25 protein-coding genes and 1 riboswitch are annotated in these 22,452 nt (G+C 66.8%); of the genes, 12 read left to right on the top strand and 13 right to left on the bottom strand.

Annotated features, from left to right (window positions below; translation table 11 throughout):
* Nucleotides 1-116 precede the first annotated feature (116 nt).
* Nucleotides 117-217, bottom strand: a riboswitch (glycine riboswitch).
* Nucleotides 218-284: 67 nt separating this feature from the next.
* From IBX22_RS26630 to IBX22_RS26605, 6 genes are all read right to left on the bottom strand, one after another.
* Nucleotides 285-845: a MerR family transcriptional regulator gene (locus tag IBX22_RS26630; RefSeq protein ID WP_194818434.1), complete on the bottom strand. Its 561-nt coding sequence runs from the start codon at nucleotides 843-845 to the stop codon at nucleotides 285-287.
* A gap of 171 nt (nucleotides 846-1,016) precedes the next feature.
* Entirely contained in the window at nucleotides 1,017-1,490 is a 474-nt protein-coding gene (locus IBX22_RS26625; protein WP_194818433.1) for a bifunctional nuclease family protein, read from the bottom strand.
* A gap of 164 nt (nucleotides 1,491-1,654) precedes the next feature.
* Nucleotides 1,655-2,395, bottom strand: a complete 741-nt coding sequence (locus tag IBX22_RS26620; RefSeq protein WP_194818899.1) for a MerR family transcriptional regulator — start codon at nucleotides 2,393-2,395, stop codon at nucleotides 1,655-1,657.
* 70 nt (nucleotides 2,396-2,465) lie between these two features.
* Complete coding sequence (locus tag IBX22_RS26615; protein WP_194818432.1) at nucleotides 2,466-2,951, bottom strand: FHA domain-containing protein; 486 nt, start codon at nucleotides 2,949-2,951, stop codon at nucleotides 2,466-2,468.
* A gap of 143 nt (nucleotides 2,952-3,094) precedes the next feature.
* The gene (gcvH, locus tag IBX22_RS26610) at nucleotides 3,095-3,493 is read right to left on the bottom strand and encodes a glycine cleavage system protein GcvH (protein WP_194818431.1); all 399 of its coding nucleotides are present in this window, start codon (nucleotides 3,491-3,493) and stop codon (nucleotides 3,095-3,097) included.
* A 43-nt stretch (nucleotides 3,494-3,536) separates the two neighbouring features.
* Complete coding sequence (locus tag IBX22_RS26605) at nucleotides 3,537-4,187, bottom strand: CDP-alcohol phosphatidyltransferase family protein (RefSeq protein ID WP_194818898.1); 651 nt, start codon at nucleotides 4,185-4,187, stop codon at nucleotides 3,537-3,539.
* Nucleotides 4,188-4,286: 99 nt separating this feature from the next.
* Here IBX22_RS26605 and IBX22_RS26600 point away from each other — a divergent pair, with 99 nt between their 5' ends.
* The 5 genes from IBX22_RS26600 to IBX22_RS26580 all read left to right on the top strand — a co-directional run bounded on the left by IBX22_RS26600 (nucleotide 4,287) and on the right by IBX22_RS26580 (nucleotide 9,525).
* Nucleotides 4,287-5,963, top strand: a complete 1,677-nt coding sequence (locus tag IBX22_RS26600) for a GMC oxidoreductase (protein ID WP_194818430.1) — start codon at nucleotides 4,287-4,289, stop codon at nucleotides 5,961-5,963.
* Between the two features lie 48 nt (nucleotides 5,964-6,011).
* Entirely contained in the window at nucleotides 6,012-7,421 is a 1,410-nt protein-coding gene (locus IBX22_RS26595) for a DUF2252 domain-containing protein (protein ID WP_194818429.1), read from the top strand.
* Between the two features lie 80 nt (nucleotides 7,422-7,501).
* Nucleotides 7,502-8,398: a nuclease-related domain-containing protein gene (locus IBX22_RS26590; protein ID WP_194818428.1), complete on the top strand. Its 897-nt coding sequence runs from the start codon at nucleotides 7,502-7,504 to the stop codon at nucleotides 8,396-8,398.
* Between the two features lie 35 nt (nucleotides 8,399-8,433).
* Nucleotides 8,434-9,066: a phosphatase PAP2 family protein gene (locus IBX22_RS26585; RefSeq protein WP_194818427.1), complete on the top strand. Its 633-nt coding sequence runs from the start codon at nucleotides 8,434-8,436 to the stop codon at nucleotides 9,064-9,066.
* Between the two features lie 150 nt (nucleotides 9,067-9,216).
* Complete coding sequence (locus IBX22_RS26580; RefSeq protein ID WP_194818426.1) at nucleotides 9,217-9,525, top strand: hypothetical protein; 309 nt, start codon at nucleotides 9,217-9,219, stop codon at nucleotides 9,523-9,525.
* A gap of 1 nt (nucleotide 9,526) precedes the next feature.
* Here the strand turns inward: IBX22_RS26580 and IBX22_RS26575 are convergent, their stop codons facing one another.
* A complete protein-coding gene (locus tag IBX22_RS26575) occupies nucleotides 9,527-10,201 on the bottom strand; it encodes a heme oxygenase (biliverdin-producing) (RefSeq protein ID WP_194818425.1) in 675 nt (224 codons plus the stop codon).
* Nucleotides 10,202-10,318: 117 nt separating this feature from the next.
* Nucleotides 10,319-11,755 (bottom strand): threonine/serine exporter ThrE family protein, encoded by a 1,437-nt coding sequence (locus IBX22_RS26570; protein WP_375540288.1) that lies wholly within the window; start codon nucleotides 11,753-11,755, stop codon nucleotides 10,319-10,321.
* A 178-nt stretch (nucleotides 11,756-11,933) separates the two neighbouring features.
* Here IBX22_RS26570 and IBX22_RS26565 point away from each other — a divergent pair, with 178 nt between their 5' ends.
* Nucleotides 11,934-12,782, top strand: a complete 849-nt coding sequence (locus IBX22_RS26565) for a TIGR03619 family F420-dependent LLM class oxidoreductase (protein WP_194818423.1) — start codon at nucleotides 11,934-11,936, stop codon at nucleotides 12,780-12,782.
* A 405-nt stretch (nucleotides 12,783-13,187) separates the two neighbouring features.
* Here IBX22_RS26565 and IBX22_RS26560 read toward each other — a convergent pair whose 3' ends face one another.
* Genes IBX22_RS26560 through IBX22_RS26550 form a run of 3 tightly spaced genes read right to left on the bottom strand, consistent with a single transcriptional unit; the run spans nucleotide 13,188 to nucleotide 16,425 of the window.
* Entirely contained in the window at nucleotides 13,188-14,819 is a 1,632-nt protein-coding gene (locus tag IBX22_RS26560) for an ABC transporter permease (RefSeq protein ID WP_194818422.1), read from the bottom strand.
* The gene (locus IBX22_RS26555; RefSeq protein WP_194818421.1) at nucleotides 14,816-15,739 is read right to left on the bottom strand and encodes an ABC transporter ATP-binding protein; all 924 of its coding nucleotides are present in this window, start codon (nucleotides 15,737-15,739) and stop codon (nucleotides 14,816-14,818) included. Before IBX22_RS26555 ends, IBX22_RS26560 begins: the two co-directional genes overlap by 4 nt.
* 8 nt (nucleotides 15,740-15,747) lie before the next feature.
* Entirely contained in the window at nucleotides 15,748-16,425 is a 678-nt protein-coding gene (locus tag IBX22_RS26550; protein WP_194818420.1) for a TetR family transcriptional regulator, read from the bottom strand.
* Between the two features lie 85 nt (nucleotides 16,426-16,510).
* Here IBX22_RS26550 and IBX22_RS26545 point away from each other — a divergent pair, with 85 nt between their 5' ends.
* Nucleotides 16,511-18,442, top strand: a complete 1,932-nt coding sequence (locus IBX22_RS26545; protein WP_194818419.1) for an acyl-CoA dehydrogenase — start codon at nucleotides 16,511-16,513, stop codon at nucleotides 18,440-18,442.
* Between the two features lie 47 nt (nucleotides 18,443-18,489).
* Here IBX22_RS26545 and IBX22_RS26540 read toward each other — a convergent pair whose 3' ends face one another.
* Nucleotides 18,490-18,879: a VOC family protein gene (locus IBX22_RS26540; protein ID WP_194818418.1), complete on the bottom strand. Its 390-nt coding sequence runs from the start codon at nucleotides 18,877-18,879 to the stop codon at nucleotides 18,490-18,492.
* Nucleotides 18,864-19,370, bottom strand: a complete 507-nt coding sequence (locus IBX22_RS26535) for an NUDIX hydrolase (protein ID WP_228539449.1) — start codon at nucleotides 19,368-19,370, stop codon at nucleotides 18,864-18,866. Before IBX22_RS26535 ends, IBX22_RS26540 begins: the two co-directional genes overlap by 16 nt.
* Before the next feature lie 115 nt (nucleotides 19,371-19,485).
* Here IBX22_RS26535 and IBX22_RS26530 point away from each other — a divergent pair, with 115 nt between their 5' ends.
* The 5 genes from IBX22_RS26530 to IBX22_RS26510 all read left to right on the top strand — a co-directional run bounded on the left by IBX22_RS26530 (nucleotide 19,486) and on the right by IBX22_RS26510 (nucleotide 22,390).
* Nucleotides 19,486-19,815, top strand: a complete 330-nt coding sequence (locus IBX22_RS26530) for a PadR family transcriptional regulator (RefSeq protein ID WP_194818417.1) — start codon at nucleotides 19,486-19,488, stop codon at nucleotides 19,813-19,815.
* Nucleotides 19,812-20,186 carry a DUF1048 domain-containing protein gene (locus IBX22_RS26525; RefSeq protein ID WP_194818416.1) on the top strand — a complete coding sequence of 125 codons (375 nt, stop codon included), beginning with the start codon at nucleotides 19,812-19,814 and terminating at the stop codon, nucleotides 20,184-20,186. The genes IBX22_RS26530 and IBX22_RS26525 overlap by 4 nt, the downstream gene beginning before the upstream one ends.
* 9 nt (nucleotides 20,187-20,195) lie before the next feature.
* Nucleotides 20,196-20,462, top strand: coding sequence for a MerR family transcriptional regulator (locus IBX22_RS26520; protein WP_194818415.1), 267 nt, complete (start codon nucleotides 20,196-20,198; stop codon nucleotides 20,460-20,462).
* Nucleotides 20,463-20,615: 153 nt separating this feature from the next.
* Entirely contained in the window at nucleotides 20,616-21,734 is a 1,119-nt protein-coding gene (locus IBX22_RS26515; protein ID WP_194818414.1) for a metallophosphoesterase, read from the top strand.
* Between the two features lie 140 nt (nucleotides 21,735-21,874).
* Nucleotides 21,875-22,390 (top strand): response regulator, encoded by a 516-nt coding sequence (locus IBX22_RS26510; RefSeq protein WP_194818413.1) that lies wholly within the window; start codon nucleotides 21,875-21,877, stop codon nucleotides 22,388-22,390.
* Nucleotides 22,391-22,452: the final 62 nt, after the last annotated feature.

The following is a 22,452-nucleotide window of genomic DNA, read 5'->3' as shown; positions in this document are numbered from 1 at the left end:
CAGCCCTCCCCCTCTGTCGTTGGAGCCTGAGAGATTCGGGAGTGCTGCTCCCTTTCCCCATCGGCGGGTGACAACCTGCTTCAGCTGAAGCACGCTCACCACTTTCCAGAGGCGCCGAAGCCCGTACGGTCCCTGTTGCCTGAGAGATTGACGGGGAGGTGCTGCTCCTTCGGCGCCCGGAATCGAATCGAAACCGGAACTCTCCCGCACGGCGGCGACGCACCGCCCAGTTTAGGTGGTGCGTCGCGGAATCCGTGTCACCAGGTCCGTGTTTGGTGAGTCACTCAGCCGACGTTGCGGTTGAGCCTGGCCTTACGCCGGTAGGACAGCTCGTCCTCGGGGCGCTCGGTGACCGTGGACGCGCGCTCCGCGGGGAAGTTCGCGATCGCGCCGGTGAGCTCTTTCATGGCGCCGCTGACGGCGATGCCGAACACGCCCTGTCCGCCCTGCAGTAAATCGACGACTTCTTCGGCGGAGGTGCACTCGTAGACCGTGGTGCCGTCGGAGAACAGGGTGATCCCGGCCAGATCCGCCACGCCGCGGTCACGCAGGTGATCGACGGCGATCCGGATGTTCTGGAGCGAGATACCGGCGTCCAGCAGCCGCTTCACGATCTTGAGGACCAGGATGTCCTTGAACGAGTACAGCCGCTGCGACCCCGACCCCGCGGCGCCCCGGATGGACGGCACGACCAGCCCGGTTCGTGCCCAGTAGTCGAGCTGCCGGTAGGTGATTCCGGCGACCTGGCAGGCGCTGGGCACCCGGTAACCGACCAGATCATCGGGCACCGAGTCGTCCGGGAACAGGCCAGGCTGTACGACATCATCCTGCGTTTGCTCTGCCACTGACCACTCCCTTACTTCGACGCCCAGCCATCCTTCGACGACTTGGCGGCCCGCCCAACTTCCGAGGTTACTCCCCCGATTCTCCCGGGAGCAGGAGCATCGGACCAAGCGCGACGCGCGGTAAAAGTCTCTAGCTGTGGTCTAGACTCTCGTCCCTACCGGGAGCATGCCCTAGCTGTCCGTGGCTTTGAAGTCGTCCGGAGAGACCGATTCGAGGAACTCCTTGAACTTCTCCACCTCGTCTTCTTTCTCGTCCGGCATCACCAGCCCGGCCTCCTCGAGCACCGGTTCCTCGGCGTAGATGGGGCAACCCACCCGCAAGGCGATGGCAACCGAGTCCGAGGGCCGCGCGGAGATCCGCAGGCCGTTCTCGAAGACCAGATCCGCATAGAAGGTGCCCTCTTGCAGATCCACGATCCGTACCTCTTTGAGGGTGTGCCCCAGCTTGGAGATCAGCGTCTTGATCAGATCGTGCGTCAACGGCCGGATCGGGGTCACCCCCTCCTGCTCGAGCACGATGGCTGTCGCCTCCGCCTGACCTATCCAGATCGGCAGATAACGATCACCCGACACCTCGCGGAGCAGCAGCACGGGCTGATTCTGTGGCTGCTCGACACGAATGCCGATGACCCGCATTTCACTCATCGCACTGCCTCCCATATTCGCCGGCCGCCCGGCATGACCACCGCGGGGCTCGCCGTACCCCCGAGTCTAAGCGAACTCGGAGCACCTCTGCGATCGGTGTGCACAGCCGAAATCGGCGTGTTGCCATGGTGGAATACGGGACTCGCGAATGGGGCGACTACCGGTCAGTTACCCAAAGAGTTCCGTACCGAGGCCTTGACCAGGCAGGTATGCAAGGTCAGCGACAGCGCCGCCAGCTCCCGCACGGTTTCCTCGGCCCGGGCGCGCGCACCGGCGTCGCGACTTTTCGCTATCGGCGCAGCAATCTGCGCGACCAGGGCGGCCTCACGGTCCGCGGCGAGCTTGAACGCACGCAGATGTCGTGCCTCCAACCCGAATTCGGCCATGGCGTGAGCGGTCCGGGCCAGCGTCACCGCATCGGCGTCGAAGTAGCCCGCGGCGCCGGGGACGATCAGGTTGGCGCGGATCAGATCGTTCAGGAACGGCTCGTCGATCTCGGCCTGGGACAGCAAATCCGCTCTGGTGAGCCGGATTTCGTGATCGAAGCGCAGTTCCTCCGGCGAGACCTCGCCGGGCACCACGCCGAATTTGCGCGGTGCGGCGAGGCGGGTGTCGGTGTCCGGGACGGCAGACGCCCGGGCGCGGGCTTCCCGCACACCGAGCGTCGCCGCACCCTTGTCGATCGCTTCGAGCTGTTCCTTGATCACCTTCAACGGCAGATACTGGTCACGCTGAGCGGTCAGCACGAATCTGAGTCGTTCGGTATCCGCGACCGAGAATCTGCGATAGCCCGACGGCGTGCGTTCGGGCCGGATCAAGCCCTCGGCTTCGAGGAACCTGATCTTCGAGATGGTGATGTCCGGAAAATCGGGTCGCAGCAGGTCGAGCACGGAGCCGATCGACATCCCGCCGCGAGCCCACTGCGCTGCTCCGGTCACAGCGCCGATCCCGTTGAGATCGTCGGCGCTGCGGTTCTCATAAGCTGCCCGCACCTGCCGACGGCTCGTTGACCTGCGCGCGCGGCCCGGTGAGGAACACGAGCCGGAACTTGCCGATCTGCACTTCGTCGCCGTTCTGCAGCTCCGAGGAGTCCACCGGTTCGCGGTTGACGTAGGTGCCGTTCAGGCTGCCCACATCGACCACCTGGAACGTGTCGTCGTCCTGCCGGAACTCGGCGTGCCGACGGCTGACGGTGACGTCGTCGAGAAAGATGTCACTGTCGGGGTGGCGGCCGGCCGAGGTGGTCGGCTGGTCCAGCAGGAACCGCGAGCCCGCGTTCGGGCCGCGCTTGACGACCAAGAGGGCAGCACCCACCGGCAGACCCTCGACCCCTTGGACCGGCTGCTCGCCGGTCGCCTCTGCGGAGCGCGACGCGTCGACCTCGTTCAGGAAATCCGCACGGAAGACCGACGTCGTCTCGGCCGCGGTCTCCTGGTAACCCGGGTCTTTGTTCTCGCTCACCGTTTCTCTCCTCCTCGAACCTGATTATCCATGCAAGCAGGTGATGCCGTCTCCGACGCGAACGCTGGGCTCGCTCTTCTGGAGTTGGCATTGACCGTACCCTGCCAGGGCGTACCCGTGCAGGTGGAACTGGGAAGGGACCTTCAGCCCCCGATAACTCCTTGATAACCTGCGGAATCCAGCAATTCGGCAAGCGTCTTGTCGAGTGCCTCGGCGTCGTCGACCTCCAGCTCGAACATCCAGCCGTCACCGTAGGGATCGGTGTTCAGCGTCTCCGGGGCTTCGACCAGGACCTGGTTCACCGCAACGACTTTCGCGGCCAGCGGAGCGTAGATGTCGGACACGCTCTTGGTCGACTCGACTTCCGCGATGCTGTCACCGGCGGCGGCATCGACATCCGCTTCGGGCAGCTGCACGAACACCACGTCGCCGAGCTGCGATTGGGCGTAATCGGTGATGCCGACCCGGACCCGGGTGGGGGTCGTGCGGCGCACCCACTCGTGGTCCTCGGTGTAGCGCAGATCGTCGGGCAGTTCGGTCACAAGCCGTCCTTTCCTATTTGAAGGTTGCACGTAACTCTATGCGCTACCGGGTGGGGTGCGCCGAAGCAGGTATCGCTCGCGCTACCGCAACGGCCTTGGCCACGTAGAGGATGCCGGTCCAGACGTACACCACCGTGCCCCAGACCAGGAATGCCCCACCGAAGGCTCGGCTGAAACCCGCCAGGGCCCAATCCATTTGACCGGCCAGCAGCCAGGGCAGCGCCGACATCAGCGCGAAGGTGGCGGCTTTGCCCAGGTAGATCACCTCGGGCGGATCCAGATCGCGGCGTTTGTAGACCGACAATGTGACGGTGAGAACGAGGTCGCGAGCGACCAAGATCACCGCTACCCACCACGGGATCAGATCGCGGATCACGAAGGCCAGCAACGTGGTCACCAGATACAGCCGGTCCACGAACGGATCCAGCAGCGCGCCCAGGCGCGAGGCCTGATCCAGCAGGCGGGCGAGTTTGCCGTCCAGGAAGTCGGTGACGCCGCTGGCGACGAGCAGCGCGAATGCCCAGCCATCGGCGTGCTTCACCAGTAGCAACCACAGGAACAGCGGGACACCGAGCAGCCGGATCACGCTCAGCACGTTCGGGACGGTCACGATGCGGTCGGCGAGGACCGCGCGCAGGCCGGTGGGTTCGGTGGTCACAGCCCGTGCATACCCCAACCGGGCGCGCAACGCCATCCAGGCGCGCGGACGCCTTGGCTGGCCGAACATCTCTATCGCCGAGTAATTCAGCGTGAAACGATTCACACTGATCGGCTCGCTGAGTGAGAGGAAGACATGCCCGCCTTCGACTACGACGTGGTAGTGATCGGTTCCGGTTTCGGCGGCAGCGTGAGCGCGCTGCGGCTGACCGAGAAGGGATACAAGGTCGGGGTGCTGGAAGCGGGCCGGCGCTGGACCGCCGAGGACTTGCCGAGCACGAACTGGAATGTGCGCAAATCGATTTGGGCGCCACGGCTGGGTATGACCGGCACCCAGCGGATCAGCCTGCTGGGCAAGTGCGCGGTGTTCTCCGGCGCGGGTGTCGGCGGCGGATCGCTGATCTACGGCAACACCCTCTACGAGCCGCTGCCGAACTTCTACACCGACAAGCAGTGGGCGCACATCACCGACTGGAAAGCCGAGCTGGCCCCGTACTACGACCAGGCCAAACGCATGCTGGGGGTGGCGCCGAACCCGCGCCTGTCCCCCGCCGACGAGGTGATCAAGGAGATCGCCGAGGACCTGGGCGTCGGCGAGACCTTCCACGCCACGAATGTGGGCGTGTTCTTCAACGAGGCCGATCCGGGCACCGAGGTCGAGGATCCGTACTTCGGCGGCGCGGGCCCGCGCCGGCGCGGCTGCGTGCACTGTGCGCAATGCTTCACCGGCTGCCCGCACAACGCCAAGAACACCACCCCGACCAACTATCTCTACCTGGCCGAACAGGCGGGCGCCGAGGTGCACGCCCTCACCATCGCCACCGCCGTCCGGCCACTGCCCGAAGGCGGCTACGCCATCGACACCGGCCGCCCGGACCGCTGGATCCGCAAGCAGCCCAGGACGTTCACCGCACAGCAGGTGGTGTTCGCCGGAGCCGCGCTGGGCACCCAGAAGCTGCTGCACAAGATGCGGGACGAGCGGGTGCTGCCCGGGTTGTCGCCGCGGCTGGGCGAGCTGACGCGCAGTAATTCCGAGGCGATCCTGAATGTGGTGAGCCGCACACGCAAGGATTTCGCCGAGGGCATCGCGATCACGTCCTCGATTCATCCCGAAGCCGACACCCACATCGAGGTGTGCCACTACGGCAAGGGACAGAACGCGCTGTTCCCGTTGTCGGCGCCGATCGTGGACGGCGGCGCGTTCCGGTTCCTGCGCTTCCTGCTCGCGATCCTGGTGCATCCCATGGTGTTCCTGCGCAGCCTCAATGCCCGGCGGGCGTCGGAGAAGTCGGTGATCCTGCTGGTCATGCAGTCGCTGGACAACTCGCTGACCTCCTTCCGCAGGCGCGGGCAGCTCAAGACCAAGGCGGGCAGCGGGGTGGCGAACCCGACCTGGATTCCGCTCGCGCACGATGTCGGGCGCCGGTTCGCCGACAAGGTCGGCGGCGATACCCACGGCATGATCATGGACGTGTTCAACATTCCCGCGACCGCGCACTACATCGGCGGGTGCGTGATCGGCGAGAACCCGGAAACCGGTGTGGTCGATCCGTATCAGCGGGTTTTCGGCTACGAGGGGTTGCATGTCGCCGACGGCTCGGCGGTCACCGCCAACCTCGGCGTGAACCCGTCGCTGACCATCACCGCGCAGGCCGAGCGCGCAATGGCGTTCTGGCCCAACAAGGGTGCGGCCGACCCGCGTCCGGAGCTCGGCACGGCATACCAGCGGATCAATCCGGTGGCGCCGGAGCAGCCGACCGTTCCGGCGGCGGCACCTGGGGCGTTGCGCCTGCCGATCACGCCGGTGTCGTGACCGGAACGACACAGCATCCGTGATCCGCGCACGCTAGCGTGATCCGTTGTGTCAGACAGTGGTATCGACTTACGCACCTACGTTCCGGAAACGGAGGTCCGGGCCCGTGGCCGCGCGCTGCGGGAGGCGACGCCGGTGACGGCCCGCGACCGCGCCGCCACCGGCCCGGACCGCCCGGACGTCGTGGCCTTCCTGCGCGCCTCACATGCGAATCGGTTGCCGCATCTGGTGCCGTTGCGCGTCGGCCGGATGATGTCGAGCCCGTTCACCTTCTATCGTGGCGCGGCCGGGTTGATGGCGGCGGACCTGCACGGCAGCCCGGTGTCCGGATTGAACGCGCAGATCTGCGGTGACGCGCACGCCGCGAACTTCGGCCTGTTCGGCACGTCGCAGGGCGAAATCATCATGGACATCAATGATTTCGACGAAAGCGTGCCCGGGCCGTGGGAGTGGGATCTGGAGCGGCTGGCGGCCAGCCTGGTGCTGGCCGGGCGGGAATCCGGGGTGGACGCCGACGGCTGCCGGGCTGCCGCGCGCGACGCCGCCCGGGCGTATCGCATGGAGATCGACCAGCTGGCCCGGATGCATTTCCTGGAGGCCTGGACCGCGCTGCCGGACGAATCCGTGATCGGCAAGGCCAAGGCCGACGACCTGCTGGACAACTTCAAGAAGGCCGCCAAGAAGGCCCGCAAGAACACCAGCGCCAAGGTGGCGGCGAAGTGGACCCACATCGACGATCACAAAACCGGCATCCACAAGCACAAGTTCGTCAGCGAGCCGCCGGTGCTCACCACGGTCGATGACCGGGTCGCCGAGGCGGTGATCGACGGCCTGGAACGCTACGCCGTCACCCTGCGCGACTCGCGCGCCAACCTGCTGTCCCGATTCGCGGTGTCCGACATCGCCTTCCGCATCGTCGGTACCGGCAGCGTCGGCTTGCACAGCTATGTGGCGCTGCTGCACGGCAACGACGGCGAAGTGCTGGTGCTGCAGCTCAAGCAGTCCATCCCCTCGGCGCTGTCGCCGTTCCTGCCGGTGCCGCCCGTGCTGCACGAGGGTGAGCGAATCGCCCAGGCCGCCAGCCTCGTTCAGGCGCAGAGCGACCTGCTCCTCGGCTGGACCTCGGTGGAACTGGCCAACCCGCACGACGGCTCCCCGGAACAATTGCCGTTCATTGTGCGGCAGTTCCGCAATTTCAAGGGCAGCATCGACCCGGCCACCCTGTCCGCCGACGACCTCGACGACTACGGCCGCCTCGCCGGAGCCCTGCTCGCCCGGGCGCACTCACGATCCCTGGATCCGCGCCTGACCGCCGGCTATCTCGACGGTGACGAACAGTTCGAGGACGCCGTCGCCGCCTTCGCGGTGCGCTACGCCGACCGCACCGAGGAAGACCACGCGGTGCTCGTCGCGGCCGTCGAGGCCGGGAAGCTGGCCGCCGAATTGCCGCTGGATTGAACACGCCGAGCCCCGCCGGAGCGGCGCGGCGGGGCGCGCGGCTCGTATTCTGAGCACTGACGACTGAAGGGCGGTCACCCATGCTGGTACGAGTCCAGAACCCGGCAGGCACGAATGCCGAACGGGCGCTGATCGACTGGCTGCGCACCTGGAAGGAACCGGACAACCCCAAGGGCGTCGCCACCATCAACTGCAATCTGTTCCATTCCGACCGGCTGCACCAGTTCGACGCGGTGGTGTGGACCCCGACCAGTTGCGTGGTGATCGAAGCCGAGGCGCTGGTGGCCCGCCAGGACGGTGTGCTGGAGATCCCGCTCAACGGTCCCTGGACCATCAACGAGGAACCCGCCGTCATGGAGGGCCGGGACCGGCGCACCCCGCTGGAGAAGTCCCGTGAGCACACCTTCGCGCTGCAGAACTGGCTGGCGGCACGGGGGCTCGGGCAGCGCGCGGTGCACGGCGTCGCGCTCATCGTGCCGTTGCGTGGCGCGCAGCTGACCGTCGAACAGGCTTGGAGCGACCCGAGTTTCGACGTCATCCTGGGCAACGACCCGGAGGCGCTGGAGCAGTACTTCGACGCGCTCACCGAATCCGAGAAGCACCTGTGGACCGCCAACGATGTCGCGGTCGCGTTCCGTGCGATGGGCATCCTCCCCTACCTGCCGGCGCCGCAGGAACTGCTCGCCGAAGGCTTCCTCGGGCCGATCGACATCACGCTGTGGCACGGCGGGCCGCAGCAGGCCCAGGCCGAGGCCTACGCCGAAGAACTCGCCATCGCCGAACGGGAGGCCGCGCGCGGGGGCCGCCGGGTGGTGGTCGCGCCCTGGTACAGCCCGTGGAAGCTGTATCCGGTGCAGTCCGGGAATGTGAACATGGGCCGCGGATTCATGCGCACCGCCCTGTTCCTCGGCATGCTCGTCGCTTTCGCCTGGGTGCTGTGGTTCGTCATCACCGCGCTGCTCACCTACGGGCCGTAGACCGCTGCCCAGTTGATCATGGTTGACTTCGACGAGTGACCGTACTGGGCAAACGGCTGGGCCTCGGTTGGGTGAGCGTGGCCGTGCTATGCGCGCTGATCACCGTGGCGCTGCCGCTGAGTTTCCCGGCGGGCGGCGGTGCCACCGATCTGGACCGTGATGTCGCCGACTCGGTCCACGAAGCCCTGGACGGCGACCGCGGGGTTTACCAGGTGCTGGTCTTCCCCAGCAACGCATACATCGTGCTGCCCCTGCTCCTGGCCGCGGTGGTCTGGTTCGCCTACCGCCGCCAATGGTGGCGTGCCGCAACGATGTTCGTTGTCCCCGAGGTCGCCCTGGCTGTCAATGCCGCGGTGCTGAAACCGCTGTGGGACCGCCCCCTGGACGGCTATCTCGCCTACCCCAGCGGTCACACGGTTCATCTGGTCGCCGTCGCGACAACCTTTGCCCTGCTGACAGATTCGCCCCGCACCCGCCGCTGGGTCGCCGCCGTCACCGCCCTGGCCATGGTCGCGGTCACCGTCGGCATGATCGGCCTGGGCTACCACCACTTGACCGACGTAATCGGCGGGATCGCGGCGGCATTCGCGATGGTCACCGCACTCTGCTGGGCAGCGCAACTGCTGGCTGATCGCGTTTCCCCCCAACACCACGCCCGCATTTCATGATCATCAGGACTCAGGGGCGGCATCGCGCGAGTACCGGTCGCCATCAGGGCCTGATGATCTTGGATAGATGCCACGGTGGTGTAGCCCACTGAATTTCGTTGTCGCCGAGCCTTCCTCGCACGTACGGTGGATGCGGGAAGGGAGCTCGATATGTCCGGGAAGACGCCGTGGTGGGCCATTGTGGCCGGGATGTTCATGTTCGTGCTGCTCGCGTCGAGCCTGTTGCAGGCGGTGCGCGATCTGTTCACCTACGCCGTCCTCGTCCTGCTGCTGGTCGCGGTGGCGCGGCTGGTGTACGTGATTCGGCACGAGCATGCGGTGGCGGAGAAGAAGTTGGCGCGCGAACGCATGGAGCGGCGCAACCAGCGCGGGCCGCGACGCCAGGGCGCGATGTTGCTGGGCGGCATGGATTTCCCGACGCCGCGGGAGCGGCGCCGGGAGTGGCGTACTCCGGTCTGAGTCAGGAAGGCTTGCGCACCGGGAATTCGGCGGCGAGCTCGCCGAACATCGCGGTGTTCATGGCGAAGGCGCGCTGTGCTTCGTCCAGGGCACGCCGGCGTTCCAGGTCGTCGAGCGGGAGTTCGTCCAGCAGCGAGCGGTATTCGCGCTTGAACGCGGCCGGATTGCTGATGCCGTCGAAGACGTAGAAGCGCACGCCGTCGCCGCGGCGCGGCAGATCCCACAGCTTCTCGGCGGTGCCGCGGATGACCTGTCCGCCCGAAAGGTCACCGAGGTAGCGGGTGTAGTGGTGCGCGATGTACCCGGCGGGCCAGTCGCGGGCGCACTCGTCGATGCGCGCGGCGTAGGCGGCGGTCGCGGGCAGCGCCTGGATCTGATCGCGCCAGTCCGCGCCGATCAGCGCGAGGAGATCGCGTTCCAGTTCGGCGGTCCGGGCCAGTTCCGGGCGGATGAACGGGCCCGCGACCGGATCGTCGGCCAGGGTGTCCCACCGCGCCTCCAGCGCGCGGTAGACGAACCACAGCTGGCCGGTGTAGCGGCGGTAGGAATCGATCGGCAGCCCGCCGCCGAGCATGTCGCTGATGAACGTGGAGTTCTCAGCCTCGGCATGCTGAGCCTCGGTCGCGGTCCGGATCTGCGCCGAGAACGGCACTACTTCGGAAACTTCCTGTTGCACCACGAGCCACCTCACCGATCACCTGCTTCTCGGCAACCGACTTTGGTTACCCTAACTACTTGACCATACCGACTCGGCGCGCTCCCCGATATCCAACTTTCGGTGGAATCCGTTCGATCAATGGGCGGAATGCCCGCGTCGGATCCGGCGCGGACGGCGCACGATGATGGGCCGGCGGAGCGCGCCGGCCCGCTTCAGGATCTGCGGGCGCAACTGCGTCCGGTCGAACCATTCACCGAGCGTGACACCCGCGGCCAGGGCGCAGCTGACGCCGAATGCGTTGATCAGCTGGTTCAAGCCGACGATCAACTGGTCGTTGAGCAATCCATACAACCCGCGGTAGACACTCAGACCCGGGAGCAGCGGAGTGATGCCCGCGACCGCGACGACCAGCGGCGGCGTCAAAGCGCGGCGGGCCATCAGACCACCGGCCAGACCGACGACCGTGGCGGCCACACCGGAGGAGACCACCGGACCGAACCCGGCGTACTGCACCAGCAGGAAGACGATGGTGCCCGCCGCGCCGCCGAGCGCCGCCGCGGCCAGGGCACGCTTCTCGGCATAACAGGCGAGCGCGAAGGCCAGCGCCGCCACCGCACCGGCCAGGATCTTGACCGGCAGGTTGGTGATATCGCGGCCGGACAGCATCTCGACCGCGGGCACCGTCGCCCCGATCTGTTCACCGAGCCGCAGCGCGATCGCGATGCCCGCGACGATGCCGCCGGTCATCATCATCACCTCGAGCATGCGGGCGGTGGCGGTGATCGGCGCGCCGGTGATCGCGTCCTGGACCGCGCCGAACAGTTGCAGACCACTGAGCAGCACCGTGATTCCCGCCGCGATGACCAGGGTCGGCGACGCCGAAATACCGTGTGGTTCGGCGAAAGTCGCCAGGAGGATCGCCGGTGTCGCCGCGATCGCGCCGCCCACCATGTGCTGGAAGAAGAACGGCAGACCGAAACGGTTGAGCACCCGGTTGGTCCGGTCGATCGCCGCGGTGGCGGCGAAACTCACCGCGGCCACGATCAGGTTGCCACCGAGCAGTGCCGCGATCGAGGCGGCCAGCAGCGACCAGCCCAGCGTGGCGGTCCAGCGGTGGTAAGGATGGGCGGCTCTGGTGATTTCGTCGAGGGCCGCGCGCGCTTCGTCGGGCGGCACCACCTGATTACGGATGCGGCGGGTGAGCCGGTCCACCGCGGCCAGGCGGGTGAAGTCCAGCGCCCGCTGCCGCACCACGCGCATGCTGCTCGCCGGCGGCAGCATCGGGCCGCGGTCGGCCCAGATGCGGATCGAGTCGAAGGTGACATCGACATCGCAGCGGGACAGTCCGTAGGTGGCGGCGATGAACCGGACCTGGTTGGTCGTGTCCATCACGCCGGTGCCCGAAGCCAGCACCACCTCACCGACGCGCACCGCCAGATCCAGCACCTCGGCCACCCGGGCGTCGTCGCTGAGATCGATCGGCTGCAGCGGCGCCGGCGCCGACACGATGGTGTCGACGGTGGCCTGCCGATCGCCGACGAGGACGCCGACGGCCTGGCTCACCATCGGAATATGCGCCCGGCGCGGCCTTAGTCGGCTCCGCCAGCTGCGCTGGTCGACCGCTGCTCTTGATTCCTCTCCTCCCGAGGACATATCCAAACCCATGACCGTCGAAGGTAGTCGAAGGCCCTGACCCGAAACGGCAACCGTGGTAGAACTTGTTTCAGTTTCGGAGATGGGAGTGCGCGCGGTGCGGTACGGAATTGTGTTGTTCACCAGTGATCGGGGCATTACCCCCGCGGATGCGGCGGCCACCGCGGAGCGGGCCGGTTTCGATTCGTTCTATGTTCCGGAACACACCCACATTCCGGTGGTGCGTGCCGCGGCGCACCCGACCACCGGCGACGCCACCCTCCCCGACGACCGCTACCTGCGCACCCTGGACCCCTGGGTCGCGCTGGCCACGGCGGCCGCGGTGACCGAGCGGATCACCCTGTCCACCGCGGTGGCGCTGCCCGCCGAACATCACCCGATCACCCTCGCCAAAACCCTTGCCTCGCTGGACTTCCTGTCCGGCGGCCGGGTCAACCTGGGCGTCGGCTTCGGCTGGAACACCGACGAACTCGCCCACCACGGCGTCCCCGCCAACAAACGCCGCACCGTGCTGCGCGAACACCTGGACGCGATGCGCGCCATCTGGACCACCGAAGAAGCAAGCTTCGCAGGCGATTTCGTCAACTTCGGACCGAGCTGGTCCTGGCCGAAGCCGGTCCAGAAGACCATCCCGGTGCTGCTGGGCGCGGCCGGCGGCGAGAAGTCGTTCACCTGGCTGGCCAAGAACGCCGACGGCTGGATCACCACCCCCACCGAGGGCGAACTGAGCGGCAAAATCGAACTGCTGCATCGGATCTGGCGGGAACAAGGCCGCACCGGGTCACCGCAGATCATCGCGCTGGCAGGCCCACACAACCCCGAACAGCTCGCCCAATGGGCCGACCTCGGCGTAACCGAGGTGGTGTTCGGCATGCCCGATCGCGACGCCGACGTGGTGCGCGGCTACCTGGCCAAACTCGCCGGCAAACTGGGCCTGAATCCCTGACTCTCCCATGATCACCAGGCCCTGACGGCGGACCACTCTCGCGCGATGCCGCCCTCAGAGCCTGATGATCTTGCTAGCTCGGCCATTCAAGATCACCAGGCATCAGTGGCGGCGTCAGTCGAGTGGCCTCCGCCATCAACGCCTGATGATCTTGGTAACTCGGGCCCTTCAAGATCACCAGGCATCAGTGGCGGCGCCAGTCGAGTGGCCTCCGCCCTCAGCGCCTGATGATCTTGGCAGCTCAGGCCCTTCAGATCACCAGGCACTAATGGCTGCGTCAGTCGAGTGGCCTCCGCCATCAACGCCTGATGATCTTGGTAGCTCGTGAACTTCAAGATCACCAGGCATCTGTGGCGGCGTCGGCCGGGTGGCTTCCGCCGCCAGTGCCTGATGATCTTGTGGGGCTCAGCGGAGGTCGCGGCGGCGGAAGGCGGTGATGCCTAGAGCGAGTAGTGCGGCGGCGATGCCTAGGAGCCAGAGGAGTGGTGTGGCTTCGACGGCCGCGCCTGGCAGCTTGGGTGGGTGGATGAACGGGACCAGGTCGACCAGCCATTGCGGGAGGCCGTCCAGGGATCCGACGATGAACAGCGCGATCATGGTGCTGAGCACACCCCAGGCCACCGGAGTGAAGCGTGGTGCGAGGCCGTAGATCGCCACCGCGATCCCGGTTACCACCCATACCGCGGGCACCTGAACCGCTGCGGCGCCGAGGGATTCGGGCAACTTGCCCATGTCCCCCGCCGTGGCGCCCCAGACGATGCCGATGGCCGCACCTGCGGCCAGCAGGATCGCCGCCGGGCCGAGCAGCGCGAAAGCGATGTGGCTCAACGCGTATCGGGTGCGGCCGACCGCGCCGGCGAGCGTGGATTCGGCGCGGGCACTGGCTTCCTCGTCGTGCAGGCGCAGCGTCGCGGAGATGGAGTAGGCGGACGCGGCGATCGCGAGCATGGTGAGGGCGTAGGTGACGAAGGAGTTCTCCAGGATCTCCGAGCCGCCCATGCGTTCCATCAGGTCGCGGATCGTTTGGTTCTCGTTGAGCATGTCGCCGACGCTGTTGATCGCGCCGCCGATGAGCATGCCGTAGAGCACGAACCCGACCGCCCAGGCCACCAGCGAACCCCGCTGCAGACGCCACGCCAGCCCGGCCGGACCGGAGAGCGCCGGTGCCGCGGCGGGCGGGCCGGGACGCTCGGCGAGGAGACCGGATCCGGTGTCGCGGTTGCGCAGCAGCACGTAGGCGGCGATCGTGCCCAGCGCCGCCACCGCGAGCAACGGGATCAGCACCCACCACCGTTCCTGCGCGTACGGGCGGATCTGCAGACACCACCCGACCGGCGAAAACCAGGACAGCACACCGTTTCCGGCATCGCCGACCGCGCGCAACGCGAAGGCCGCGCCCAGTGCGCCGAAGGCCACGCCGCGGGCGACCCGGGCCCCCGCGCTCACCTGCGCCGCGACCGCGGCCACCGCCGCCCAGACCATCCCGGAGACCGCGTACGCCGCACCCCACGCCAGCGAACCAGCGGCGGGCAGGTCGCTGCCGTACAGCGTTGCGGCGCAGATGATTCCGACGCCGAGCGCGCCACCGAAGGTCATGATCAAGGCGGCGGTGAGGCCGGCGAAGCGGCCGATGCTGGTGGCGCCCACCAGTTCCGCGCGCCCGGTCTCCTCCTCCACCCGGGTGTGCCGGATGACGGTGAGGATGGTCGCGATGGCGATCATCGTGAACATCGCCCCGGCTTTCCAGGTGCCGATCGAGCCGAGCGAGGTGCCGAACACCGGCCCGTACATAGCGATCAGCGCCGGGCTTTCCGCCGTGGTCTTGGCGAACTGGTCCAGTTGAGCCTGCGTGGTGTACAGGTCTTTCATGCTGAGGACCTGCAAGGCGGGCATCAGCCCGAGCAGCAGCACCCACAACGGTAGGACGATGCGGTCACGGCGCAGGAACAGCCGCAACAACTGGCCGGTACCGGCGAAATCCGAGGACTTGCCGAAAGCCGTTGCCGCATAGCCGGGTTCGACGACTGCTGTGGTCATGACGCACGCACCTTCGCGCGTGCCGCCGGGGCTTCGCCGTCGACGTGATAGTGCCGCATGAACAGCTCCTCCAGCGTGGGCGGCGCGCTGGTGAGACTGCGCACGCCGGTATCGCCGAGCACCCGGATCAGCTCCCCCAGGTGTTCACCGTCGACTTGGCAGCGCAACATCGAACCGTCGCGCTCGATGTCCTCGACACCGGCGATGCGGCTGAGATCGCCTGGGTCGCCGAGCAATTCGGCGGTGATGGCGGTGCGCGACAGGTGCCGCATGTCCGAGAGCGAGCCGCTCTCCACGGTCTGCCCGGCGCGGATGATGGTCACCCGGTCACACAGGGCCTCGACCTCGGAGAGGATGTGGCTGGACAGCAGCACCGTCACACCGCGTTCGTTCGCCTCGCGCACGCACTCCCGGAAAACCTGCTCCATCAACGGATCCAGGCCCGAGGTGGGTTCGTCGAGCAGCAGCAGCCGGACATCGGAGGCCAGCGCGGAGATGAGAGCGACCTTCTGCCGGTTGCCTTTCGAGTAGGTGCGCGCCTTCTTGCGCGGATCCAGATCGAAGCGTTCGATCAGTTCCGCCCGGCGCTCGGTGTTGATGCCCCCGCGCATGCGGGCCATCAGGTCGATGGTCTCACCGCCCGACAGCGACGGCCACAGCGTGACATCGCCTGGGACATAAGCGAGTTCGCGGTGCAGCCCGACCGCGTCGGACCACGGATCCCGGCCGAAGAGCGCGGCGCGACCGGACGTGGCGCGCAGAATGCCGAGCAGAACGCGGATGGTGGTCGACTTGCCCGCCCCGTTGGGGCCGAGGAAGCCGTGGATTTCGCCCTCGGCGACCGCGAGATTCAGGCCGTCGAGGGCGGTGACGTGACCGAAGGTCTTGACCAGATCGTGGACTTCGATGACCTCGGACATCGGTCCTCCTATTTATCGGTATCAGGTGGTAGCACCGTCTCCAGCAGGGTGGGGTCGGTGAGCAGGCCCTGGGTGTAGAACTCGAGGGCGGGTGGCGTGAGCTCTTCGGTGAGATCACGAATTGCATTGCGGTAGTCGAGCTTTCCGTCGCGCTGCTCGCGCATCTGCATCCAGAGCACGGTGGCGCCGACATTGAGCAGCATCAGGTATCTGGCGCGGGCGGCGGGGTCGCGGCTGGGTTTGATGGCGCCCGCCTCGACTCCGGCCTGGATGTAGGACTCGGCATCGGAAACCATGTGCTCGAACAGAGATTCGGCGAGCGGGCCGCCGGCCTGCAGGCTGCGCACCATGTACGCCACCAGCGAGCCGTATTCCTCGATCTCGGCCAGCGCGGCCAACATGCCCTTGCCGAGGTTGTCGGCTTTGATCGTCTGAATCTTCTTGTCCCGGATCAGCTGCAGCACCCGCTCGTCGCAGGCGGCGCGCAGGCCCTCTTTGGAGCCGAAGTGGTGGTTCACCAACCCGGGTGAGACACCGGCCGCGGCGGCGATCGCGCGGACGCCGACGGTGAAGCCGTTCTCGCCGAATATCCCGATCGCGGCATCGCGGATGCGGGCCGCGGTCGACAGGTCCGAGACCTTTACCGGCGAGGTGGATCCTTGCGGAAGGGGCTGTTGGTTAAACACATGTTCAATATACTAAACGCGCGTTCAAGGTGTGACAAGGGTTTCATGACGGTTACTTCCGGCGGGCGGGGCTAATGTCGGAGACATGACTGACGGTGGCTCTAAGACGGCAGATCACCTACGCGCGGCCCTGGACGGGCCCTGGGCAGCGGTGCGGGAAGAAGCCCGGCTCCAGCTCGCCGACGACCGGTTCACCGGCGACCCCTACCTCGATTACAAGGCCGCTCGCGCCCGCGTGCTCGACCAGATGAAGGTCATCGCGGGGATGGGTTTGGCGGAGCGGGGTTTCCGGCGGGAGAACGGCGGCACCAGCGAGCCCGGCGCGGCGGTCACCGGCCTGGAGATGCTGGCCTACGCCGATCTGTCGCTGTGGGTGAAAGCCGGTGTGCAGTGGGGGCTTTTCGGCGGAGCGGTGGAGAACCTCGGCACCGAACGCCACCGTGACCACATCACCCGGCTGCTCTCGCTCGATCTGCTCGGCTGCTTCGCGATGACCGAATCCGGGCACGGCAGCGACGTGGCCAACCTCGAGACCACCGCGACCTACGATCCGGCCACCCAGGAATTCGTGATCCACACCCCGACGCCGTCGGCGCGCAAGGACTACATCGGCGGCGCGGCCGAACATGCCCGGATGGCCGCGGTTTTCGCGCAGTTGATCACCGATGGCGAGAACCGGGGCGTGCACTGCCTGCTGGTGCCGATCCGCGACGAGCACGGCGCGGATCTGCCGGGTGTCACCACCTATGACGACGGGCTCAAGGGCGGGCTGCCCGGCGTCGACAACGGGCGCATCGTGTTCGACCAGGTCCGGATCCCGCGCGAGAACCTGCTGAATCGGTACGCCGATGTCGCCCCCGACGGGACATACACCTCCGAGATCGAGAACCCGAGCCGCCGGTTTTTCACCACGCTGGGCACGCTCGTGCGCGGACGCGTCAGTGTCGGCGGCGCCGCGGCAGCCGGGGCGCGTGTCGCACTGAGCATCGCGGTCCGGTACGCGGAGAAGCGCCGCCAGTTCGCCGATCCCGACAGCGGCGAAGAAACCGTGCTGATGGACTACCGCAGTCATCAGCGCCGGTTGCTGCCGTTGGTCGCGAAGTCGTGGGCGTTGGCGTTCGCGCAGAACGATCTGGTGCGCCGGATGCATCTGGTGCAGACCGGGCAGGACCTCGATCCCAGCGCCCAGCGGGCCCTGGAGAAGCGCGCCGCCGGCCTCAAGGTCGCCCAGACCCGGCACGCCACCCGCGCCATCCAGGAATGCCGCGAAGCCTGCGGCGGCGCAGGCTATCTCACCGAGAACCGGCTGGTGACCTTGAAGGCCGACACCGACGTGTTCACCACCTTCGAAGGTGACAACGTGGTGCTGACCCAGTTGGTGGCCAAGGAACTGCTCACCTCCTACTCCGATGAGGTCCGCGATCTCGACGCGCTCGGCTGGGTGCGGTTCGCCGCCACCATGGCCGGTGACGTGGTGCGCAAGCGCTCCGGGGTTCGGCAGATGATCCAGACCCTGAGCGACCGCAACGGGGAGAGCATCGACGAGGCCGACCTGTCCCGGCGCTCGGTGCAGCTGAAGTTGTTCGCCGACCGCGAGGATTACCTCGTGCGCACCGCGGCACACCGGCTTCGGGCCCGCGCCAAGGAAACCGGGCCGTTCGAGGCGTTCAACAACGCGCAGGACCACATCCTCACGGCCGGCACGGCGCACATCGACCGGCTGGTGCTGGAGGCGTTCATCGACGGCATCGCCGACATCGAGGATCCGGAAGCCCGGGCGCTGGCCGAGGACGTCTGCGACCTCTACGTGTACTCGCTGCTGGAGGAGCACACCGCCTGGTTCATCATGCACCGATTCATGTCCGTCGAGCGGGCGAAGGCGGTGCGGCGCGGCATGAACGAACTGGTCGACCGTTTGCGCCCGAACGCGCTCACGATGATCGAGGCACTCGGCGTGCCCGAGGGCATGCTCCGGGCCGCGATGCTGGAAGACGCAAGCGTTTTCGAACGGGCCTGAGCGACAAGCGATTGGGGATCAGCCCAATAGTCGTGTGCCGGTGGGGCCTACGGACCGAGTAGGTCCCACCGATTCCCCGCGATATCCAAAAAGATCGCCACCCGCCCGTAGACCTCACTGCGCGGCGCGCCCACGAATTCCACACCGGCGGAAGCCATCCGGTCATAAGCGGCCTGGAAATCATCCACCCGCAGAAAAAACCCGACCCGCCCCGCAACTTGCCGCCCCACCGCTTCCGCCTGCGCTCCCCCATCGGCCCGCGCCAGCAGAATGCCGGTCTCCGCCAACGGCGGCCGCACCACCACCCACCGCTTCGACCGCCCATCGGTCGTCAAAGCCGGTGAGTCCTCGACCAACTCGAACCCGAGCACGTCGACGAAGAACGCGATCGCCGGGTCGTACTCCGCCACGATTATCGTCATCAGGTCGATCCGCATCCGCCGACCATAACGCCCATGGCCTCAGTGCTGCAGCAATCCACCGACCGGAACAGCACTGACGTGGCCGGTTGCCGGGAGCTGCACGGCCAAACCAGCCCGACGTCGACCAGAGATGACCGGCGCAGACGGGCGACTTCGGCGATCGGCGTCCAAATCGACTCGGCAGTCGCACCATTGGGCTCCGGCCGCAGTCGACCACCGGTGACCCGGACCTGGTAGAAGATCCCGACGTTCTGGTGCTCGACTCCGGCGTGCGCGACATCCGCGGGGATCACCCGCGAATCCACGCCGAGCAGGCGCTCGACCACTCCGTGGCAACCCGTTTCCTCAGCGAGCTCCCGGAGCACCGCGTCGAACGGATCCTCCGCATGCTCGACCCGGCCGCCCGGAAGAGTCCAATTCGGCTCCCCCTCATCCGGTACGTGATGAGCGACCAGCACCCGCCCGTTCTCGATGCACACGGCGTAGGCCGCCAACCTGAAGCTCATCCCCGAACTTTCCCACCCAACTCGCACTTCACTAATAAGTGTTGCTATGTACTGGTAGTCAGCGTTACTATCTACCAGTAGTCAGTAACACCGAGTAGCTAGAAGGAGGTGCTCCATGAGTAAGCAAGTGACGGAGATGCTCAAGGGAACCCTCGAGGGCATCGTTCTCGCGATCCTGTCCCGCCGGCCCGCCTATGGCTACGAGATCACGGCCTGGCTGCGGGAGCAGGGCTTCTCCGACATCGCCGAGGGCACCATTTACGCGCTGCTGGTGCGGATCGAACAGCGCGGCCTCGTCGATGTGGAGAAGGTTCCGTCCGAGAAAGGGCCGCCGCGAAAGGTCTACTCGCTCAACGCACACGGGCGCGATTATCTCGAAGAGTTCTGGAGGACATGGAGCTTCCTCTCCGAACGGCTCGCACAGCTCCAAGAAGGAGACAGATGACCATGGACATCTCGAAGCTCACCGCGAAGGTGATCGGCGATATGGGCGACAAGCGGCAGTGGCGGCAGTACAAAGCGCGCAAGAAGCAGCTCCCCGAGAGCTATCACGACGCGGTCGACGCGCTCGAGCGCTACCTGATGATCCTCGGACCCGGTGGCAGCACAGCGATTTTCGCGGACCTCATCGATCTGTTCGAGCAGAGCGCGGCGGACGGAACGCCGGTCCGCGAGATCGTCGGCGAAGACCCGGTGGAGTTCATCGAGGCGTTCGCGCGGAACTACCAAGAGGACTCGTGGAAGAAGCGCGAACGGAAAAGACTGACCGACGCGATCGACCGCGCGGCCGGAGCAGGCAGCGGCAAAGGCAGCTAGGGCCGTTCCATGACAATTGAGCACACTCCGGGGCTCACGATCGACCAGGCGGCGGCATTCGCCGGCATCACGGAGACCACGGTTCGGCACTACCACCAGCACGGACTGGTCGGCGAACCGGACCGCGACAGCTCCGGTTGCCGGCGGTACCGGTCGGCCGAGCTGCTGCGGCTGGTACAGGTGCGGGCGCTGGCCGGGGCGGGTGTGTCGCTGGCCGAAATCGGAGACCTGCTCGACTACCTCTCGCAAGTCGAGCACCTCCTCGAATCCCGCTGAGCCCACGCCAATCCGAACTCCCAGCACTCCCGCAGGCGAGGCGAATCCGGCCACGGCCGTCCGATCCCGCCCCGGCTGCCGCCGGGCACTACGCTTACCAACCGGGATTCGTCCGCGGGATATCGCGCGGAAGTTGTCGTGAAAGGGCGGCTAGTGCTGCGAATTATTGTCGGCGGCGTACTGCTCGCTCTGGTTCATTATTTGTTCTATCGGCGCTTCATTCGCGCGACGGGAGTGCGCGGGCCCGCGAAAACGGTCGGGATCATTGTGCTGGTCGTCCTGTGGCTGGCGCTGGTCGTCGCGCTCGGCGCCGGCAGTTCCTATTCGCCCGAACCGATCCGGCCGATCGTCTGGCTCGGACTGACGTGGTCCGCTGTGATGTTCTATCTGCTGCTCGGGCTCCTCGTGATCGGGCTGGTCCTGCTGATCGCTCGGCTCGCGAAGTTCGCGAATCGCACTCGGCTGCTTCAGGTTTTGTCGGCAGTGCTGGTCGTCGCGGCGGTGGGGACTGTCGCATACGGCGTCTACGAGGCAGACAGTCCGCGGGTGCGGGCAGCCGAATTGCGCTCGCCGAAGCTGCCTGCCGAGCTCGATGGCATCCGGGTCGCGGTAGTCGCCGACATTCACGTCGGCGCGGCGCGCGGGGCGGACTTCACCCAGCGGGTCGTCGACCTAGTCAACAGCCAGCAACCGGACGTCATCGTGCTCCCAGGGGATCTGATCGACGGCTCGGTGGAGCTCGTCGGACCGGACATCGCACCGATCAAGGGCCTCACGTCGAAGTACGGCACCTTCGCGGTGGCCGGCAACCACGAGGGCTATGTCGACGGCGTAGCCGATTGGATGGACTACTGGGAGACCCTGGGGCTGAAAACGTTACGCAACCAGCGCGCCGAAATCGACATCAAGGGTGCGACTTTGGAGATCGCGGGCGTATACGACTATGACGCCCCGGACCCCTATGGCCCCGATGTCGAAGCGGCCGTTGCCGGTCACCGATCCGATCGGTTCATCATGCTGGTCGCGCACCAGCCACGGCAGGCGCCCGAAGCCGCCGCACGCGGCATCGACCTCCAGGTGTCCGGGCACACCCACGGCGGCCAGATCTGGCCGTTGAACTACGTCGTGGGCTGGGTCAACGGGACGGTGGCCGGACTCGATCAGGTGGATGGGATGCAGCTTTACACCACACGGGGTGTCGGCGCGTGGGGCCCGCCGGTCCGGGTCGGAGCTCCACCGGACATCGCCATTCTTACGCTCCGGCGTGGTTAACAGCGGGTGAATTAAACCGAACCGTCTAATTTCACATCCCAATATGATTGCTGAAAGTTAACTATCTTGTATAGTGAAACAAGTACCGTTCAGCAGTCACGGCACCAGCAGAACTTTGTCGAACGAAGGACCTGCTCGTCATGAACATCTTTCCGCCGACCCCGGACCGATACCGCCGGCCGCTCATCCCGCCCGACGCCGAGCAGCGCCACGGGCGCGTGCTGGTACTCGAGGTGGACCCCGCCGTCGCCGAGATAACCACGCTGGTGCTCGAATCCGCCGGCCACGATCCCGTGCACGCCGCGCACAGCGCCGATGCCCTCGCGCTGACCGGCGACTGGAAACCCGACATCGTCTTGGCGGATCCCGCGGTGCCCGGCATCTTCGAACTCCCCGAGCACGACCGGTTGCGCGGCGACGGGCCGATCCCGCCCCTCATCGTCATGTCCACCCAGCCCGATCCCGACATCGTCGCTCTCGCCATTTCCGCTGGGGCGCACGATTTCCTGATCAAGCCTTTCCGGACCCTCGAGCTGCTCACGGTGATACAGACGGCACTGCTGGGCCTATCGCACGGATCCGCGGCGCCGCACTGGTCGACCCGGTTGCCCGCCAGCGCGCAACGACGCCTCGCCGAGCAACCTACCTATCGCTGAGCTTCCCGGTCCGAGCGCCAGGTCCGATTCCGGCCAGCGTGCGTTGGTGCCGACGGCCAGGA

It is taken from the genome of Nocardia sp. XZ_19_385 (assembly GCF_015355755.1).
GTDB lineage: Bacteria > Actinomycetota > Actinomycetes > Mycobacteriales > Mycobacteriaceae > Nocardia.
This window is presented reverse-complemented; position numbering and strand designations above follow the sequence as displayed.

Excerpts from the sequence above, each read along its gene's own strand:
- IBX22_RS26625 (WP_194818433.1), bottom strand. The coding sequence starts at position 1,490 with ATGAGTGAAATGCGGGTCATCGGCATTCGTGTCGAGCAGCCACAGAAT.
- IBX22_RS26620 (WP_194818899.1), bottom strand. The coding sequence starts at position 2,395 with ATGTCGATCGGCTCCGTGCTCGACCTGCTGCGACCCGATTTTCCGGAC.
- IBX22_RS26605 (WP_194818898.1), bottom strand. The coding sequence starts at position 4,187 with ATGGCGTTGCGCGCCCGGTTGGGGTATGCACGGGCTGTGACCACCGAA.
- IBX22_RS26600 (WP_194818430.1), top strand. The coding sequence starts at position 4,287 with ATGCCCGCCTTCGACTACGACGTGGTAGTGATCGGTTCCGGTTTCGGC.
- IBX22_RS26590 (WP_194818428.1), top strand. The coding sequence starts at position 7,502 with ATGCTGGTACGAGTCCAGAACCCGGCAGGCACGAATGCCGAACGGGCG.
- IBX22_RS26580 (WP_194818426.1), top strand. The coding sequence starts at position 9,217 with ATGTCCGGGAAGACGCCGTGGTGGGCCATTGTGGCCGGGATGTTCATG.
- IBX22_RS26560 (WP_194818422.1), bottom strand. The coding sequence starts at position 14,819 with ATGACCACAGCAGTCGTCGAACCCGGCTATGCGGCAACGGCTTTCGGC.
- IBX22_RS26555 (WP_194818421.1), bottom strand. The coding sequence starts at position 15,739 with ATGTCCGAGGTCATCGAAGTCCACGATCTGGTCAAGACCTTCGGTCAC.
- IBX22_RS26545 (WP_194818419.1), top strand. The coding sequence starts at position 16,511 with ATGACTGACGGTGGCTCTAAGACGGCAGATCACCTACGCGCGGCCCTG.
- IBX22_RS26540 (WP_194818418.1), bottom strand. The coding sequence starts at position 18,879 with ATGCGGATCGACCTGATGACGATAATCGTGGCGGAGTACGACCCGGCG.
- IBX22_RS26535 (WP_228539449.1), bottom strand. The coding sequence starts at position 19,370 with ATGAGCTTCAGGTTGGCGGCCTACGCCGTGTGCATCGAGAACGGGCGG.
- IBX22_RS26530 (WP_194818417.1), top strand. The coding sequence starts at position 19,486 with ATGAGTAAGCAAGTGACGGAGATGCTCAAGGGAACCCTCGAGGGCATC.
- IBX22_RS26525 (WP_194818416.1), top strand. The coding sequence starts at position 19,812 with ATGACCATGGACATCTCGAAGCTCACCGCGAAGGTGATCGGCGATATG.
- IBX22_RS26520 (WP_194818415.1), top strand. The coding sequence starts at position 20,196 with ATGACAATTGAGCACACTCCGGGGCTCACGATCGACCAGGCGGCGGCA.
- IBX22_RS26510 (WP_194818413.1), top strand. The coding sequence starts at position 21,875 with ATGAACATCTTTCCGCCGACCCCGGACCGATACCGCCGGCCGCTCATC.